General features: G+C 30.2%; 14 protein-coding genes and 1 pseudogene. 8 read left to right on the forward strand and 7 right to left on the reverse strand.

Annotation, left to right across the window (positions count from 1 at the left end):
- Positions 1-2: 2 nt before the first annotated feature.
- The 8 genes from walK to AC1RRU_RS05735 all read left to right on the forward strand — a co-directional run bounded on the left by walK (position 3) and on the right by AC1RRU_RS05735 (position 11,647).
- Positions 3-1,829 (forward strand): cell wall metabolism sensor histidine kinase WalK, encoded by a 1,827-nt coding sequence (gene walK / locus AC1RRU_RS05700; RefSeq protein ID WP_016930922.1) that lies wholly within the window; start codon positions 3-5, stop codon positions 1,827-1,829.
- Entirely contained in the window at positions 1,819-3,150 is a 1,332-nt protein-coding gene (locus AC1RRU_RS05705; RefSeq protein WP_011274377.1) for a YycH family regulatory protein, read from the forward strand. Before walK ends, AC1RRU_RS05705 begins: the two co-directional genes overlap by 11 nt.
- Positions 3,151-3,942: a two-component system regulatory protein YycI gene (locus AC1RRU_RS05710; RefSeq protein WP_011274378.1), complete on the forward strand. Its 792-nt coding sequence runs from the start codon at positions 3,151-3,153 to the stop codon at positions 3,940-3,942.
- Between the two features lie 267 nt (positions 3,943-4,209).
- Positions 4,210-5,010: an MBL fold metallo-hydrolase gene (locus AC1RRU_RS05715; protein ID WP_011274380.1), complete on the forward strand. Its 801-nt coding sequence runs from the start codon at positions 4,210-4,212 to the stop codon at positions 5,008-5,010.
- Between the two features lie 404 nt (positions 5,011-5,414).
- Complete coding sequence (gene rlmH / locus AC1RRU_RS05720; RefSeq protein ID WP_033079930.1) at positions 5,415-5,894, forward strand: 23S rRNA (pseudouridine(1915)-N(3))-methyltransferase RlmH; 480 nt, start codon at positions 5,415-5,417, stop codon at positions 5,892-5,894.
- A 264-nt stretch (positions 5,895-6,158) separates the two neighbouring features.
- Positions 6,159-8,033 (forward strand): DUF6270 domain-containing protein, encoded by a 1,875-nt coding sequence (locus AC1RRU_RS05725; RefSeq protein WP_049426582.1) that lies wholly within the window; start codon positions 6,159-6,161, stop codon positions 8,031-8,033.
- A gap of 15 nt (positions 8,034-8,048) precedes the next feature.
- Positions 8,049-9,374 (forward strand): glycosyltransferase family 2 protein, encoded by a 1,326-nt coding sequence (locus AC1RRU_RS05730; protein ID WP_049426583.1) that lies wholly within the window; start codon positions 8,049-8,051, stop codon positions 9,372-9,374.
- Positions 9,374-11,647 (forward strand): bifunctional glycosyltransferase/CDP-glycerol:glycerophosphate glycerophosphotransferase, encoded by a 2,274-nt coding sequence (locus AC1RRU_RS05735; protein WP_049426584.1) that lies wholly within the window; start codon positions 9,374-9,376, stop codon positions 11,645-11,647. The genes AC1RRU_RS05730 and AC1RRU_RS05735 overlap by 1 nt, the downstream gene beginning before the upstream one ends.
- A gap of 178 nt (positions 11,648-11,825) precedes the next feature.
- Here the strand turns inward: AC1RRU_RS05735 and AC1RRU_RS05740 are convergent.
- From AC1RRU_RS05740 to ccrA, 7 genes and pseudogenes are all read right to left on the reverse strand, one after another.
- Positions 11,826-12,322 (reverse strand): annotated as a pseudogene (locus tag AC1RRU_RS05740) (GNAT family N-acetyltransferase).
- Between the two features lie 289 nt (positions 12,323-12,611).
- Positions 12,612-12,833 carry a hypothetical protein gene (locus AC1RRU_RS05745; protein WP_049426585.1) on the reverse strand — a complete coding sequence of 74 codons (222 nt, stop codon included), beginning with the start codon at positions 12,831-12,833 and terminating at the stop codon, positions 12,612-12,614.
- 14 nt (positions 12,834-12,847) lie between these two features.
- A complete protein-coding gene (locus AC1RRU_RS05750) occupies positions 12,848-13,357 on the reverse strand; it encodes a DUF1643 domain-containing protein (protein WP_037541520.1) in 510 nt (169 codons plus the stop codon).
- A gap of 14 nt (positions 13,358-13,371) precedes the next feature.
- Entirely contained in the window at positions 13,372-13,683 is a 312-nt protein-coding gene (locus AC1RRU_RS05755) for a DUF960 domain-containing protein (protein WP_053017467.1), read from the reverse strand.
- Positions 13,684-13,769: 86 nt separating this feature from the next.
- Positions 13,770-14,120 (reverse strand): SAUGI family uracil-DNA glycosylase inhibitor, encoded by a 351-nt coding sequence (locus AC1RRU_RS05760; protein WP_053017464.1) that lies wholly within the window; start codon positions 14,118-14,120, stop codon positions 13,770-13,772.
- A 467-nt stretch (positions 14,121-14,587) separates the two neighbouring features.
- The gene (gene ccrB / locus AC1RRU_RS05765; RefSeq protein ID WP_031926267.1) at positions 14,588-16,213 is read right to left on the reverse strand and encodes a cassette chromosome recombinase CcrB; all 1,626 of its coding nucleotides are present in this window, start codon (positions 16,211-16,213) and stop codon (positions 14,588-14,590) included.
- 21 nt (positions 16,214-16,234) lie between these two features.
- Positions 16,235-17,584 (reverse strand): cassette chromosome recombinase CcrA, encoded by a 1,350-nt coding sequence (gene ccrA, locus AC1RRU_RS05770; protein WP_031926268.1) that lies wholly within the window; start codon positions 17,582-17,584, stop codon positions 16,235-16,237.
- Positions 17,585-17,756 lie beyond the last annotated feature (172 nt).

Here is a 17,756-nt window from a genome sequence, read left to right on the forward strand (position 1 = left end):
CTATGAAGTGGCTGAAACAGTTACAATCCCTTCACACCAAGCTTGTTATTGTTTATGTGTTATTGATTATTATTGGAATGCAGATCATCGGTCTATATTTCACTAATAGTTTAGAAAAAGAACTGACAAATAACTTCATGAAGAATATTAAACAGTATGCGACACAGCTTGAAGTTAACATTGAGCGGATATACAGAGATGATCCCTCTAACGCTCAAAAAGAAGTTCAAAGTTTATTAAATGAGTATGCCAACCGTCAAGAAATTGAAGAAATTCGTTTTATTGATAAAGATCAAATTATCATGGCTACAGCGAAGATATCATCACATAATATGATTAATCAGAAAGTTAATGATAACTCCGTTCAAAAAGCCTTATCGCTAGGAGAATCCAATAGTCACAATGTTTTAAAAGACTATGGTAGCGGTAAAGAGCGAATTTGGATTTACAACTTACCCGTAAAGAATGGCAACGAGACGATTGGTAATATTTACATAGAATCGAATATCAATGATGTATATAATCAGTTGAATAATATTAACCAAATATTCATTATCGGTACTGCGATTTCCCTCTTCATTACCGTTATACTCGGTTTCTTTATCGCAAGGACGATTACAAGACCGATTACGGACATGCGTAATCAGACGGTAGAGATGTCTAAAGGTAATTATACGCAACGCGTTAAGATATATGGTAATGACGAAATCGGTGAATTAGCTTTAGCCTTCAACAATTTGTCTAAACGAGTTCAAGAGGCACAAGCGAATACTGAGAGTGAGAAACGTCGTTTAGACTCAGTTATCACGCATATGAGTGACGGTATTATCGCAACAGACCGACGTGGTCGTGTGCGTATCGTCAATGATATGGCGATAAAAATGTTAGGTATGTCTAAGGAAGACTTAATCGGTTATTACATGCTAAGTGTATTGAATTTAGAAGACGAATTCTCATTAGATGAAATTCAAGAGAATAACGATAGCTTCTTATTAGATATAAATGAAGATGAAGGCATCATCGCACGTGTGAATTTCAGTACGATTGTTCAAGAAACTGGATTTGTGACAGGTTACATCGCCGTATTACATGACGTTACTGAACAACAACAAGTTGAACGTGAACGTCGCGAATTCGTTGCGAACGTATCTCACGAATTACGTACGCCTTTAACATCGATGAATAGTTACATAGAGGCGCTTGAAGAAGGTGCTTGGAAAGATGATAATTTAGCACCATCTTTCTTATCGGTAACACGTGAAGAGACAGAACGAATGATACGTCTTGTTAATGATTTACTGCAATTATCGAAAATGGATAACGAATCCGAACAAATTACGAAAGAAATTGTCGACTTCAACATGTTCATTAATAAGATTATTAACCGTCATGAAATGGCAGCGAAAGACACGACGTTTGTGCGTGAAATTCCTTCAGAAACCATCTTTACTGAAATTGATCCAGATAAGATGACACAAGTGTTTGATAACGTTATTACTAACGCGATGAAATATTCTCGTGGTGAAAAACGTGTCGAGTTCCACGTGAAACAAAACGCTTTATACAATCGTATGACGATTCGTATTAAAGATAATGGTATAGGTATTCCTATTAACAAAGTGGATAAAATCTTTGATCGTTTCTATCGTGTAGATAAAGCGCGTACACGTAAAATGGGTGGTACTGGTTTAGGACTAGCCATTTCGAAAGAGATTGTAGAAGCGCATAATGGAAGAATTTGGGCGAATAGTGTTGAAGGACAAGGTACATCGATATTTATTACACTTCCTTGTGAAGTTATAGACGACGGTGATTGGGATGAAGAGTAAAGAGCATATTAAATCCATTATTCTTTTCCTACTAGTCATGATGAGTGTTGTGCTTACGTTTATGGTGTGGAATTTCTCACCAGATTTAAATAATATTGATAGCACAGATAGTAAAAAGAGCAATACTAAGACGATTGGTAAGCCCATGTCTGCCAATATAGAGAATGTGATATCTCCGTATCAAATTGTAGAAGTTAAAGGCGATAAGGTTAAAGGGCTGGCACCATCTCGTGCTCAATTGTCTCAAGTAACAGGTACATTGAAGAATCATGAAGTCAGTAAAGTGGAACATATTCATCGAGATTATAATTTAAATATTCCCATGTTAAATGACCACTTTACTGTGCTAGATTTCACTTATGATATGCCGCTAACGACATATCTAGGTCAAGTATTGAATTCATCAGCGAAAGTACCTAAAAATTTCAAATTTAATCGTATTATAGTAAGTCAAAATCCTAAAGAGAATTTAGAATTGTATGCGATAAGTGAAGATCGTCATGAAGTAATGAAAGTAACGTTGACTACGAAAGCTAATCATTTTATTAAAGTTATGGATCATTTGAATAAAGAAATGCAGAAATATTCAGAGGTAATCACAAATAAAGATACGATTGATAAAGCAACGCATATATTTGCGCCAAATCGTCCGAAAGACATGCGTTCTTACCGTATGGTTTATGATACGATTCCAGTCGAAACGATGAATGCTATTCTATTTGACGACTCAGTGATTATTCGAAGCGGTAAGAGTGGTTCAACAACGTACAATAATAACACTGGCGTAGCGAACTATAATGATGAAAGTAAGAAATATCATTATAAGAATTTATCTGAAGATGAATCTAGCTCAAGTGATATGGATTCAACGATTCCAAGTACATTTGAATATATCAATGGACATGGTGGATTCTTTAATGATGACTTCCGTCTTTTCAATACAGATAATTCATCGGGTGAATTAACGTATCAACTCTTCCTCAATGGCCACCCAACATTTAATGATCAGCAATTAAATGATATAGAGGTCACTTGGGGAGATAAAGGCATTTATGACTATAAACGTGCGCTATTGCGTTCTAGTGTACCTCTAGAAGGTAAAACGAAGTCGCTAGATAGTGTTGAAAGTGTTCGTTCTTCACTCGCAAATAATCATACGATTGATTTCGAAAAGGTAACGAATATGGTCATTGGTTATAAAGAAGATGATCAACCTGATAAAGATGATATAGAAGTGCAACGTAATAGTGAGTTTGTGCCAACATGGTATGTTCAATACGACGGCGATTGGTACGCTTATGAGGATGGGAGGCTTGAATAAATGAATTGGAAACGAACGAAGACATTGTTTATTTTCGTGTTTATTCTAGTTAATATCCTACTCGTATTGATTTACGTGAATAAGGTAACGAAGTCTCAAATTAACGAATCTGAAAGTGATAATGAGGTTAAATTCCAGCAAGAAGAAATTAAAATTTCGAAGGATATTTTAAATAAAGATGTAAGCGGGACGAAGATGCAGATGATTACTGCTAAGTCTAAAGACTTCGAAAGTTATGCGAAGGGTAAGTCGTCATTAGAAGCGGAAGATTCTGGGAATACTTTAACAGGTGAGATTAATAGTACAGTTAATGTGAGTGATAGTAATTTAAGTGATTTAAAAGATTACATCATGAGTAATGTATACAACGGTAAGATGTATCAACTTGGTGATGTTACATCTGATACTGTGACGTATGAACAGACTTATGAAGGTTATCCGTTGATGAATAATAATAAAGCGCGTCTACGCTTTAATATCAATGATGGTAAAGCGACAAGTTATGAACAATCGGTAATGAATAACATTGAGCCTGCGAAGAGTGATAATAATCCTAAGAAGCAAGTGATTACACCGCGTAAAGCAGTAGAAACGTTATACTTTAATCGTTACTTGAAATCAGGCGATGAAGTGATGGATGCAAGGTTAGGATATTACTCGGTTGTGAGAGAAACGAATGTGCAATTATTGCAGGCGAACTGGGAAATTAAAGTGAAACATAAAGGTAAAGAAGACGTGAAGACTTATTATGTTGAAGCGACATCATCAAATCCGAAAGTGATTGATAACTAGGGAGCAGGAAGAATAGTAAGTGTGTGGGACAACGATGGTCTCATGCACTTATTTTATTTGTATGTGTTAGTGTTGTAGATAAACATGGAATTGGAACTTTAATTATTGGATTGGTATAGTATAATATAAAGGTATTTTAGAGGACTGGATTGTTTCGAATGATGTGGATTGTTCGAAACTTCATTTTTTTAATTATAGAGTGCAGAATATAAGGAATTAGACTGAAGGCACTCTAAAATATAGAGTAAGTTGTCGGAAGTAGAAAGGATGAGCCGCTTGATACGAATGAGTGTATTGGCGAGTGGTAGTACGGGGAATGCCACTTATGTTGAGAGTGATAAAGGCAGTCTATTAGTAGATGTTGGACTCACTGGCAAGAAAATGGAAGATTTATTTAGCCAAATTGATAGAAATATAAAAGATTTAAACGGCATTCTAGTTACTCATGAACATAGTGATCATATTAAAGGATTAGGTGTGCTTGCGCGTAAATATGGTTTGCCGATTTATGCGAATGAGAACACGTGGAAAGCAATTGAGAAGAAAGATAGTAAAATTCCAATGGATCAAAAATTCATATTTAATCCTTATGAAACAAAATCTATTGCAGGTTTTGATATAGAATCATTTAATGTATCTCATGACGCAATTGATCCACAGTTTTATATTTTCCACAATAACTATAAGAAATTTACGATGATTACAGATACAGGCTATGTGTCAGATAGAATGAAAGGTATGATTCAAGGTAGTGACGCCTTTATGTTTGAGAGTAATCATGATGTGGATATGTTACGCATGTGTCGTTATCCTTGGAAGACGAAGCAACGTATTTTAAGCGATATGGGACATGTATCTAATGAAGATGCAGGACTAGCGATGACTGATGTTATTACAGGTAATACGAAGCGTATTTATCTTTCACATTTATCACAAGATAACAACATGAAAGATTTAGCACGTATGAGCGTTAGTCAGGTTCTAAATGAACATGATATAGATACTGAAAAAGAAGTGCTATTATGTGATACAGATAAAGCACAAGCTACACCGATATATACATTGTAATTATTTAGAAGAACGACCTACTTACAAAATTAGTATTTGTGAGTAGGTTGTTTTTTTATTTATTGAGTTAATTATCTAATAATTTGGACTATACATGATTATTCAAAAGGAACCTTATAATAACAAGATTTAGCCTAAATCTGTGAATAAATATTTAAGACTTACTTAAAGTTATCCCCAAAATTGAATGAAGTTATCCACTTTTGTGTATAATACACACAGAAATACTCACATTATTCACAGACTTATCCACATATATACAAGGATAGTCACATGAAATGGGGATATTTTTTAAAAATATGGCTTAATTCGTATACATTACTGTTATAATTAGAGGGAATTCTGTTAACAAGTTGATAACTTGTGGATAAGTAGGATAACTATTAACATCTATGGAGGATTTTATGAAGATAACAATCTTAGCTGTGGGTAAATTAAAAGAAAAATACTGGAAACAGGCTATATCAGAATATGAAAAAAGATTAAGTGCTTATTCCAAAATTGAAATTATTGAAGTACCTGATGAAAAAGCACCTGAAAATATGAGCGATAAAGAAATTGAACAAGTGAAAGAAAAAGAAGGTCAACGCTTACTAGCTAAAATCAAACCTCAAGCAACAGTCATCACTTTAGAAATCCAAGGTAAAATGTTGTCTTCAGAAGGATTAGCTGAAGAAATGCAACGACGCATGACACAAGGTCAAAGTGATTTCGTCTTTGTTATTGGTGGATCAAATGGATTGCATGAGGACGTCTTACAACGCAGCAACTACGCACTTTCATTCAGTAAAATGACATTCCCACATCAAATGATGCGCGTTGTCTTAATCGAGCAAGTATACAGAGCATTTAAAATCATGCGAGGCGAAGCGTACCACAAGTGATGTGGTTTTTTAGTTTTATATAAGTATTTTAAACTTATAATACTTTCTGATATGTATGATAGTAGTTATATTTGAGTGAAGTTTATCATAAGTTACAATGATCAATTTATTTTTTAAAAATTAATCAAAAAAATAATAAATTCAATTTGTATACAATAACTAAAAAACAAAAAATAATATATGCATATAATTGGGTTTTGTAGTATTATATTATTATATTAAATCAGTTTCATCTATAGATAATTCATATAGGAGAGTGATGGGTTGAACAAAGTTAAAGTAAAGTCTATTAAAAATGAAAAATCGGGATGGTTTTTTACAACAAATAAAGAAGAATTAATTTTTAATGCGCAGAAAATTTTTAATTTTAGTTTCCCTGCTATCCCTTCTACAGACTTAAAATTGCACAAATATAAAGAATTAGAGGAATCAAATATTTATTATCTGTCAATAGAACATCTGTTTGATAGAGAAATTAGTAGAAAACAAGAATGGAAAATTTCTAGTAATTTAGAATTTGATAACAATTTATATGGGGAATATAAAATAGAGACAAATGACCTTTATAACACGATATTAAAAATTGAATATGAAAAAATGAGTATCATTGTATCACCAAAATTAATAACGCCAATGTTACAATCAGAAAATTTTAATGAATATTTAATTTTAGATGTTGATGATAATGAACATGATTTTGATAAAGACCTAGTCATTAAAAAGAGACCATTACCAAAATTATGGCACTTTCATACTTATGTTATTAAATCAACTCAACTTAAAACTGACAAATGGGATTTAAGAGAAGAAATTAACAAATTAGACATAATTTCAGAAAATTTAGATATTTGGGATGTTTTTATAAGGTATAAAATTAATAATCAAATCTCAGATAAATACTTATTGGTAAATGATTCTTTTGATAAAAAAATATTCACTAATAATGGAGTGAATTTTATATTTTATAAAACCAAAAGTAATAGTTTAGCTATTGAAGTTCGAAAAAATAATTACTTAATTCAGGGAAAATTAGATGATATTACAGAAACAAAAGAAAAATTAATTTTTAAATACAAAAATTTCACATTGAATAAATTTATTATGAAAGAAAAAACAAATAAAATGGTACCGCAAATTTTTGAATTTTCTTTGAAAGATAATAGTATAAATAAAAATATAATATTGGAAAAACTTCCAGATTTAGATGCTGATTATGATTTATTTTTAGAAAATGATTCCGTAGAAAATAAATTAAAAAATATAAATACTAAAATTAATTTTTCATCTGAAAATAAAGAAATTGAAATATTTGAGAATAATAAAAATGAGTTAGTATTAAAAGTTAAGGAAAGAACTAGTAATAAAATACGTATCGCTGTATTAGGATCTTGTTATTCAAGGAATATGTTTAATTCTGGTGAATATTTTAATCCAAATTATAAAGACATATATGATGTTGTTTTTACACAATTTCATAGTTCAGTCATTTCAGCTGTATCATCTCCTGTAAATTTGAATTATAGTAGTGAAAAATATATAAAAGATTCCCAATTACAGTATGTAAAGAGAGACTTTCAAAAAAATATTTTTAATGAGTTAAGTAGAGTAAATTGTCAGTATATAATAATTGACTTTTTTGTAGATGCAACGCAACCGCTTATAAAAACTAATGATAATAATTATGTGTCTGGAAATTTACACCTTAGAGAAACAAAATTATTAAAGTGTTGGAAGGATATAGATTTTATAAGACAAGTAGAAAATGAAGAATATTTTATTAAATGGAAAGAAGATTTGAATACATATATGGATAACATCTCAAAGATAGTTCCATTAGAAAAAATAATCTTAGTTAAAGGTAGGTCAGCTTATGCATATAAAGATAAATTAGGTAACAAACATAATGTTAAAGACCCTAAATTATCAATTCAACAAAATTATTTTTGGGAGCGAATGAACAATCATTTCTTAAAATCTTATCCTAGAGTAAAGGTTATAGATATGACAGAAGACTTTTGGATTGCTGATTTCAAACATCCTTTTGGCGCTTCTTTAGTTCATTATTCAAGTGAATTTTATAAAGAAGAATTTAATAGGCTCAACAAAATTATTTTAAAAGATCTTCTTGTTAATAAGTAGAAAGGTTTTAATAAAATGTTTTCTGTAATTATACCTGTACATAATAGTTGGAAAACTATTGATAGAACGATAAATAAAACTTTAAATTCATTTATAGACATAAATGATGAAATAATTTTAGTTAATGATAATAGTAATGAGTGTACTATACAAAAACTAAATTATTATTCTAAATATCCTAATATTCGAGTTATAAATAATTTGGGAGTAGGAGTAAGTGATGCAAGAAATAGTGGGATAGAAATAATAAATAAAAAAAATGAATTTGTGACATTCATTGACGATTCTGATTGGGTGAGTCAATCCTTTTTTTGTGAAGCTAAAAATTTTTTTCAGAAAGAGAAAGAGATTGATATAGTTTTTACACCTATAAAAATTTTTAAAGAAGGAAAAATTTATGAACATACGATGAATGATAAATTCAAATTCAATGGGAATATTATAAATATATTTAAAAATTATCAATTTGTTCAATATCACATAGGTGGGGTAATATTTAGAAACACATTATTAAAAAATGAAAAGTATCGCTTTGATAATACTATAGATTATTGGGAGGATGCAAAATTAATAAATACAATTTTATTAAACAAGCAAAAATATGGGATGTTAAAAAATTCAATTTATTTTTATGATAGAAATGATCCTAACTCTTTAAGTAACAAAGCTTGGTTGAATAAAAATAGGTACTTAAATCATTTGAAAGATAATTATATGTATTTAATTAACCAATCTAAATACAAATATGGTTATGTAATAAATTATGTTCAATATTTAATTACAAAACACTATTTAAACTATTTGTATTACGATAATCAAAACAAAATGTTGGAACACAATGATGAAGAATTTGACGAGTTTAAAAAAGAATCACAATTAGTATTTAAAAATATAGACAAGAAGATCATCGATTTACAACCAGTTCCAGAAGTGTATAAAAACTATTTATATCAATTAAAAAATTCAACTTATTTTTGGAAAAAAAATATAAATCATATTCATGTTTATATACATTCGATTTCAATTATAAAAAGAAATATTGTTTTTTCGTTCTCCGATAATAGTTTTTTTATATCAGAAGATTCAAATATATATATCAAATTTAAGGGAAAAAAAATTTATAAACCTAAATTAAAATTAGTGAGAAATCATTTGATTTTTGGAAAGAAAGTGAATGATTTTAGTAGACAAATATTTAATGTAACTATTCCGATAAAGTTCTTTTTTCATGATGCTATTTTTGTAATTGAAGATAAAAATAATAAAATAATTTTAAATATAAAATCGAAATCAATTGTTAAGAGAATATTAAAAAGAAAAAATAAATTGAGGGATTATTAATGAATAAAAAATATGAAGTTACTGTAATTATACCTGTGTATAATGCTGAGGAGTACATTATTAATACACTAAACTCAGTAGAAAATCAAAATTTTAATAAAAATGTTGAAGTTTTGATAATTAATGATGGTTCGAAAGACAATTCCATTAATATAATTAAAAGTTTTATTTCAAATTCAAGCAATGGCTATATAGACTATAAGCTATATGACGATGGGATAAATAAAGGGCAGGGAGCACGAAGAAATTTTGGTATAGAAATTGCTAAAGGAGAATCGATATTATTCTTAGATTCTGATGATTACTTAGTTGAGAATGCTTTGAAAATAGCTTATTGGAGATTGATGGCTGTTCCCGATAATAGTTTTGCAATTTTTGAGTGGGCATATTATTACCCTGAAACAGGTGAAACCAAATATATAAATAAAGAACAATATAATAAAAAAAATGCATTGTATAGGGAAACTTGTGAGTTATTATTAGCATGTACTACATATTTTTCGGTTAATAAACTTTATAAAAAAGAGTTTTTAATAGATCATGATATCAGATTTGGAGAAGGGTATTTATATGAAGACTTCGAATTTTATGTAAAAAGTGTATTAAGGTCAGTTCGAGTACCAGTGATTTCTAACATATTATATAAAGTCAGAGTTCATGAGAACTCTTCTACAAAATCTGATGGAAAAACTTTAAAGCATAGAGATTCATTTTTAATTGCTATAGAAAGAGCATTGAAAAATTTATATGAAACAGGCTATCGCCATCATTTTACGCCATATCATGTAGTAAAATATTTTCTACATCGATGTCTATTGTATTCTGAAAACCGTTTACCTAAAAGAAAAAATATTAGAAAAAAATTTATATATGATACTATGCAAATTCTAAATGATTATCTACATATGGTTACTGTACCTAATCATGTAATTCCACTTTATGATTATGCTTTTAATAAACACTTGATAAGAGATTTAAAGGTGAAAAAAATGCAAAAAATATTTCGCTTACATAGGACTAATTTATTGAATCATTATGCAAACAGAAAATCTTTGAAAGCTGATAAAAAGTATAATTTAAAGCAGTCAGTAAAAAATAATTATTATTTAGAACCATTATTATTTTATACTAGAAGAAAAGTTCATAAACACAGAAAAAAACAAAGAGGTAGACAGCTAAAGAAATATTTAGATTTAAATATAAATAATGAAACTATTTTAATGTTAGGATTTGATTATCAATATAGAGGAAATTCCAAATATCTTTTTAATTATTTACAACAAAATTTTTCACCAAATCAATTAAAAATAGTATCTTTTGATAAAAACATAAATGAAGAGTATAGAATAGCTCCAAGAAGCGATGAATTTTATAAATACTTATATACTAGTAAAGTAATAATTGGTGAATCGTGGATTCCATTAGCATTCAAAAAGCGAGAGGCACAGGTTTGGATTCAATTATGGCATGGCACTCCTTTTAAAAGGATGCTTTTTGATTCAAATGAATTTAAAATGCTTTCCTTAAACCCTAGCCATAAAACAAATAAAAAGTCTGATATTGATCGTTGGGATTATTTATTATCAGATTCTAGTAAAGCTGTAGATAAATTCATTTCCTCTTATGATATAGACCGGAAAAAAATTATTAATTTTGGGTATCCAAGAAATGAATGGTTAGTAAAAAATTTAAACAATAAAGAATTAATAAGAAACTTTAAGTTGAAAAATAATATTCCTTTAGATAAAAAAATAATATTATACGCACCAACATGGAGAGATTATAATTATCTTACTCCTGAAAGTAGAAAAGACACTAGCTATATAGCTGATTTTAATAAGTTATTAAAGAATTTAGATGATGAATACATAATCATAAATAAAGCGCATCCAATGGATAAACAACCGAGCTGGAATAATGGTATAAGAAATGTATTAACAGTTAATAATAATGTAGATAGCCAAGAATTAATTTTGATTTCCGATATAATAGTAACTGATTTCTCTTCAATAATTTTTGATGCAGTACATATAAATAAACCATTTTATTTATTAATAAAGGATTTCAATAAATATATAAATACTAGGGGTGTTTACATGGATATGTATAACTCTCTTTTACCTCTAGTATCTAATAGTGAAATCGCATTAGCTAATAATATAAATAAAAATAAATTTAATGACTTCAACATACCAGAATCATATAAAAATTCTGAAATAAGAAATGCTAATGTTAATATTGAAGCTATAATAAAAGAAAGTTTTATTAATTAAATAAAAATTCAATAAATATATAAATAATTTAAAAAATAGAATTATTGTAATTATAGCAATAATTCTATTTTTAATCTCTAAAGAGGTATATTGATTTAACAAGTAACTGGTAACATTTGAACGCGTGTAATTTTTTACTATTGATACACTAAAATGAATATATGAGTTATTTTTTATGCTACAAAATATATTCAGATTTCAATAATGACATAAAATAGACATCTTTATATTTACCTTTAGTGTAGAATTGCTCTTTGAGTAATCCTTCAGTTTTAAATCCTTGTGACTCGTATATATGAATACTTTTTTGTTATCTGCATCAACATATAGATAGATCTTGTGCATGTTTAAAATATCGAATGCATAAATTATCGCTTTTTTGAATGTGAATTTTGCATAACCTTTACCACTGAACTCAGGTTTAATAATTATTTGTATTTCACAATTACAATGGATGTAATTAATTTCTACTAATTCAACAATACCTACGACTTGATTTTCATCTTCAACAATAAAACGTCTCTTCGATTCATCTAATAAATGCTTATCAAATAAATGTCGAAGTTCCATTAAGGATTCATAAGGCTCTTCAAACCAATAAGACATAATAGAATATTCATTATTTAATTCATGAACAAAAAGTAAATCATTATACTCTAATGTTCTTAGTTTCATAATCCCATTCCCAAAATTTTCTTATATATTTGCTTTATAAATATAAATAACGAATAAGTCATCATTCACTGTGAATACTCTATTTTAACAATTCACTACATACTAATTCTCATTTTCTTATTATTTTCTAATATCTCTGATTTATTACTCTTACTATGAAACATATAAAACTGTCACATTTGTTTGTATTAAAAAAATATATCAATAGTAACAATAAAAAATAAATAATAGAGCATCCCTCACCGTAAAAATGAAGAATGCTCTATTTTTATTGTAAGTAGTATGATATTCATTTTGATAGGTATTGGTTAATAATTATCTGTAAATCATTATTAAGTATCGTTGTTATAGCGTCATCATTCATAAAATCGTCATAGATTTTATCAAGTATTTCTTCATCTTCAATAGCTGTAAAATGATATACTAGTCCTTTTATAATTGAAATATAGTTTTGCGATGCTAAGCAACTAGCAACCGTTCGCCAATCTGATTGTGTAGTTTTATGGTTCATAGATAACCCTCCTTTTATTTCAATGTCCATTTTTGACGTGCTTTAGGATTGAGTGGATGCATGATTTCATTTGTTACTGGATTGATGAGTTTCTTTACTTTCTTCTTATGAGGTTTTAGCATTTCCATCACTTGCTTAACACGTTCGACGACAACAGGCCGCTTCGCATAGGCACCATAAGCAAGAATCACTGTGTCACTTTCACTTATCGCTTTCATCAAGTGAATATCAGTGTGTTCATCATATGGTTCTTTATCTTTGAGATGCTTTATACTCATAGGTGTTTTAATATTAGAGAAAAGATTAACGAGATATACAGCGCCATATTGCTCAGAATTAGCTAATTGATTGAGGATGAGAACCGTAGTAAGATCGAGTGATAATACACCATCTAAATGAGGATACATCGTTATCACAGTACAAGCCGGTTTCTTTTCATCCCATGTTTTCTTGAGTAAGTAGCGGTGTTTTTTATCACTGCTAAATATAGCTTCTGTGTGTATCGTACTTTTGATTGTATTCATCATCGTCTCTCCCTTTAGTATTCTTCTGGTAAAAGCATCACATAATAAAAAGCGTCTACGTCATCTTCACGAATAACGTAGACTTTCTTAGGTAATGCATTTTGATTTTTTACATAGTTTGTATAGTGATATTCCAATTTGTATGCGGGTTGTTCTTGTTCATGTGTGATTGAGAGTATATTCTCATCTTCTTGTAGTCTAAAAATGTGTAGGTAATCTGTATGAGGTTTATTATCTCTTTCTTTCACCATATTCCAAAGTAAGATTTGAAGGTCTAGAGATAGGTGTTCACTAATGCCTCTTGTGATGTATCGATTGATTTTCATACTATTTTCCTCCATTTTGCTTTTCTTTCATGATGTCAATCACTTCGTTAATGACTGTAACAGATATTTGTGCCAATTTGATCCAATTATTCATGGTCATTCCCTCCTTGTTTTAGTAAATGACGTTCATCGATAATCGTATTTTTAGTATCTGTGAGGTATAGAAAGTCCATATCAAAATGATCCAAATAACCAATGCTGATGAGTTGGTTATTGGCGTACATAAGAAATGGATAGATACTTAGCTCATGTAGTTCATCGTTATAGTAGGTATAAGTGTCAAGTGTAAGATGCGCAAGTGGGGTATGGTCTACAAAGCGAGTAGGAAGTATATTTTCTGCTGCTTCTTCTAACGCTTCACATTCCCATGTTTCGTTGTTAGATAGTTGGAATAGACGAGTTATATATTGTTTGAGTTCTTGAGTGGTTGTTTTCATATCATTGCCTCCTAGATAGTGTGATAGTGATGTAGTTCATATACATCATTGAGATAATATATGTTTGATTTGTCATTTATTACGGATCCCGTTGACAATATGAGAAAATCCCATATGAAAAACTGCTACAAACATTGATATGACAAGAAAATCCCGTTATCCCGCTCATTTGTTGGGAAATATAGCTATATATTTATATATCATTTGGATTTGGTGGTGTTATTACGACTTACTTTTTCTTTTTATATTATTTATTTATAAATAATAACGGGATTTTGGGATTACGCTTGCGTAATCCTTCTCCTACATGAAGTTAGCCAATCCCGTTACTATCCCACTTATATTTTGTTTTGGGATGTTCTTTCGTCATATCAATATAAGCTTCACATTGAGCCATGATTTGTTAGCGTGTTGAATATATTTGTTAGATGAGTGTTATTGAATGACGAAAGGACAGTACATAGATATTATATTTGAAAGTAGAGTGTTTGAGGCAAAAACAAAGACGAAGTGCTGAGAAGCACTTCGTCTAGATTATTATTATTGAAAAGTTGTTTAATAATTTCATTATTAAGTTTTAGTGTAACAAAGAATTGCTTTTTATGATTCTCATCTTTACGGATGTCAATACGGTCAATAACCGTTAGGTACAAAGCTTTGAGCTGTGATTTATCCATGGATTCTATATTTTGAAATATTCGTTGTAATAAAGCAGCGATTTGTTTCGTATCATAAAATGGTTTCTCTTGATTTTGTTGGTGCTTGAGTTGATTAATTTGGTTTGTGATATCATTCAGTTGTGTTTCATATTGATGAATGGTTGGTTTGAGTGCAGATGTTAAGTCTGGATTGTCTTCGATGGTTTGAATTAGATTTTTAAGTTTAGTGCTAATTTCATCAAATTGTTGTTGTTTATAAGCAATATCATGGTTAAGTGCAGCTACATCGACTTGATTCTCTTGATTGACACGTTCGACAACTTGTTTGAGAACTTTATCACTTTTGACAATTTCAAGTATTTGGTCCATAACATATTTTTCAATGACATCGGCTCTAACACTATTCGCAGAACATACCTTTGAGCCTTTATTTCGAAAATTACTACACGAATAGTAACGAATACGTTTTTTAGTGCCATCTTTAAGTGTGTTTGTGGTGTTACTCGCAGCCATAGGTGCAGAACATTGGGGACACGAAATTATTCCAGTTAAAATATTGGTTCCTTTACCATGGACTTGTGGTTTTTCACTTACTTGTCTCTTACGTGCTTGCACTTTATCCCATAATGATTGACTAATAATAGGGGTATGTTTGCCCTCGGCGATTACTGGCTTATCATTCAAGCCTTTACGACGTTTATCATTCCAATCTTTGTATTTCGCGAATTGAATTTTACCAATATAGAATGGGTTTGAGAGAATATAAGTAACAGCTGAAATACTAAATGGATTGCCTTTTTTAGTCACATAGCCTTTGTGATTGAGTGCATTGGCTATTTTACGATAACCATGACCTTTGGCATAAGATTCAAAGATATATTTAACGATGTTAGCTTCATGTTGATTAATCATTAATTCTTTTTTATTATCAGGTATGTTATTATATCCTAATGGAAGATTGCCTTGATAATAGCCCTCTAAAGCTCTTTGACGTTGTCCGGTGTAAATATTCTCTAAAATTGTATTTCTTTCAAATTCGGAAAAACTTGCAAGTATCTGGAGCATTAACTTGCCTGTTGAATTTTTGACTTCCATGCGTTCAGACAAGCTAAAAAATTCAACATTTTGGCGATGAAGTTCTTCGACGATTGTAAGTAAATCGGAAGTATTACGTGCCAAACGATTTGTTTTATAAACCATAACACAGTCTAATTTTCCATTTTTAGCATCATTTAACATGCGCTGTAATTCAGGACGGTTCATAGATTTTCCTGATATACCCCGATCTGCATATATATCAACGAGTTCATAGCCATTAAATTGGCAATATTGCTCTATTTGTGTAATTTGTCCCTCGATGCTATAACCTTCTACTTGTCTCTCTGTGGATACGCGAATGTAGCCTCCTACAAGCTTTTTCTTCATTTTATCCATTATAATCCATCCTTTCTTTAATTATACAATTGATAATTCCATAGTCTGCTTTACAATATTCAGTGGTTCATTTTTGAAATAGATGCCAGCGAGGCTTTTATTTTTAGAAATATTAATTTCATCAATATAGGGGTACAACATGTTTAGCGTGAAACGTTGTTGAATGATGTTTTGGAAAGCTTTTCGAATTTGATACGTACTGATTGATGATATAGGTTTTGATTGTTGATGTAATGATTGCGTTTGTTCTCTGAACGTTTCTGCATCAATTTTGCCTTGGGCTAATTTTTCTATCAGCTGCTCGTGATTGAGTGTAGTTTTAGTTTCTATATCTCTTTGTCTTTTGAGTCGTTGTTGAATAGCATGGTTTATTTTTGAATAGAGCTGTTGATTTTGAAAGAAGTCCTGACAAGTCGCTAAAACACTTGTTTCTAATTCTTGTGCGTTGATTCCTTTAAATTCACAAACAAAGCGAGCATTATTCATATTTTGCGGACAGACATAGTAACGCAATGAATGATCTGGTTTTCGGACAGTCATGTTTGTGAGTGTCGAATGACAATAAGGACATTTGATTTTTTGTTTGAGTTGATTTTCTGACGGCTTACGTTTTACTTGTTTCTGAGTTCGGGTAACTTGAGCTTCTTCGTATATCGTTGTACTGACAATAGCTGGGAACATGTTTTCATATTGTCCGTATTGATTGATAACACGGCCACAGTAATTAGGGTTGAGGATAATATTACGCACTTGATAAGGCTTGCGATTAATGAAGTTATCATCAGCTTCTAAGTATTGCGCAATTTTTTTATAACCATAACCTTGAAGGTAATAATTGAATACAGCTTTTATTGTTGGTGCTTTTACTGTGTCTATCGTGAAAGTACCATTATGATAGTGATACCCAAAGGGTGCATGTGTTGTAATCATTTTACCTTGTTTCGCTTTTTCTTTGATTCCATTTTTGACTTGTTCGCCTATATTATCAGATTCTAGTTCGGCCAAGCTGATGAAAATATTGAGTTTGAGCCGATCGAATGCTTTATCCATATCAAAATAGCCATCATGAACGCTTAAGATATGGACATGGTATTTTTGACACAATTTCATGAGTTTTAATGCATTTTTAAGATTGCGATGAAGTCGGTTTAATCTGTAACAACATAATACATCACATTGTCCTTGTTGAATCAGTTCAGTAATTTGTTGGTAACCGTTCCGCTTATCAGTGCGTCCTGATTGCTTATCGCTATAAAAGGTAATGTATTGAATATTATGTTTTTTGGCTAATGCCTCGATGGTTTGTTTTTGTGCTGCTAAGGATTGTTGCTTTGTAGTGCTCTGTCGTAAGTAACCTATTGCTTGTTTCATCGTATTTCCTCCTTCCAAAGTGATAATATATATTTATGAACGAATTTATAGATAAGCCCAACACCTGCTGGTGTTGGGCGTTATTATTAGTCATCAGCATGATTAATTTCTTCAACAACTAAATCAGCTAGTAATTCAATCAATTCATCCATTTTATCTACTCCTGTACGAT

This window comes from Staphylococcus sp. GW821-FHT11H10, from assembly GCF_058807855.1.

Bases quoted from the DNA above. Each gene is read 5' to 3' on its own strand.
- walK (WP_016930922.1), top strand. From the start codon at position 3: ATGAAGTGGCTGAAACAGTTACAATCCCTTCACACCAAGCTTGTTATT.
- AC1RRU_RS05705 (WP_011274377.1), top strand. From the start codon at position 1,819: ATGAAGAGTAAAGAGCATATTAAATCCATTATTCTTTTCCTACTAGTC.
- AC1RRU_RS05710 (WP_011274378.1), top strand. From the start codon at position 3,151: ATGAATTGGAAACGAACGAAGACATTGTTTATTTTCGTGTTTATTCTA.
- AC1RRU_RS05715 (WP_011274380.1), top strand. From the start codon at position 4,210: ATGAGCCGCTTGATACGAATGAGTGTATTGGCGAGTGGTAGTACGGGG.
- rlmH (WP_033079930.1), top strand. From the start codon at position 5,415: ATGAAGATAACAATCTTAGCTGTGGGTAAATTAAAAGAAAAATACTGG.
- AC1RRU_RS05730 (WP_049426583.1), top strand. From the start codon at position 8,049: ATGTTTTCTGTAATTATACCTGTACATAATAGTTGGAAAACTATTGAT.
- AC1RRU_RS05735 (WP_049426584.1), top strand. From the start codon at position 9,374: ATGAATAAAAAATATGAAGTTACTGTAATTATACCTGTGTATAATGCT.
- AC1RRU_RS05745 (WP_049426585.1), bottom strand. From the start codon at position 12,833: ATGAACCATAAAACTACACAATCAGATTGGCGAACGGTTGCTAGTTGC.
- AC1RRU_RS05750 (WP_037541520.1), bottom strand. From the start codon at position 13,357: ATGAATACAATCAAAAGTACGATACACACAGAAGCTATATTTAGCAGT.
- AC1RRU_RS05755 (WP_053017467.1), bottom strand. From the start codon at position 13,683: ATGAAAATCAATCGATACATCACAAGAGGCATTAGTGAACACCTATCT.
- AC1RRU_RS05760 (WP_053017464.1), bottom strand. From the start codon at position 14,120: ATGAAAACAACCACTCAAGAACTCAAACAATATATAACTCGTCTATTC.
- ccrB (WP_031926267.1), bottom strand. From the start codon at position 16,213: ATGGATAAAATGAAGAAAAAGCTTGTAGGAGGCTACATTCGCGTATCC.
- ccrA (WP_031926268.1), bottom strand. From the start codon at position 17,584: ATGAAACAAGCAATAGGTTACTTACGACAGAGCACTACAAAGCAACAA.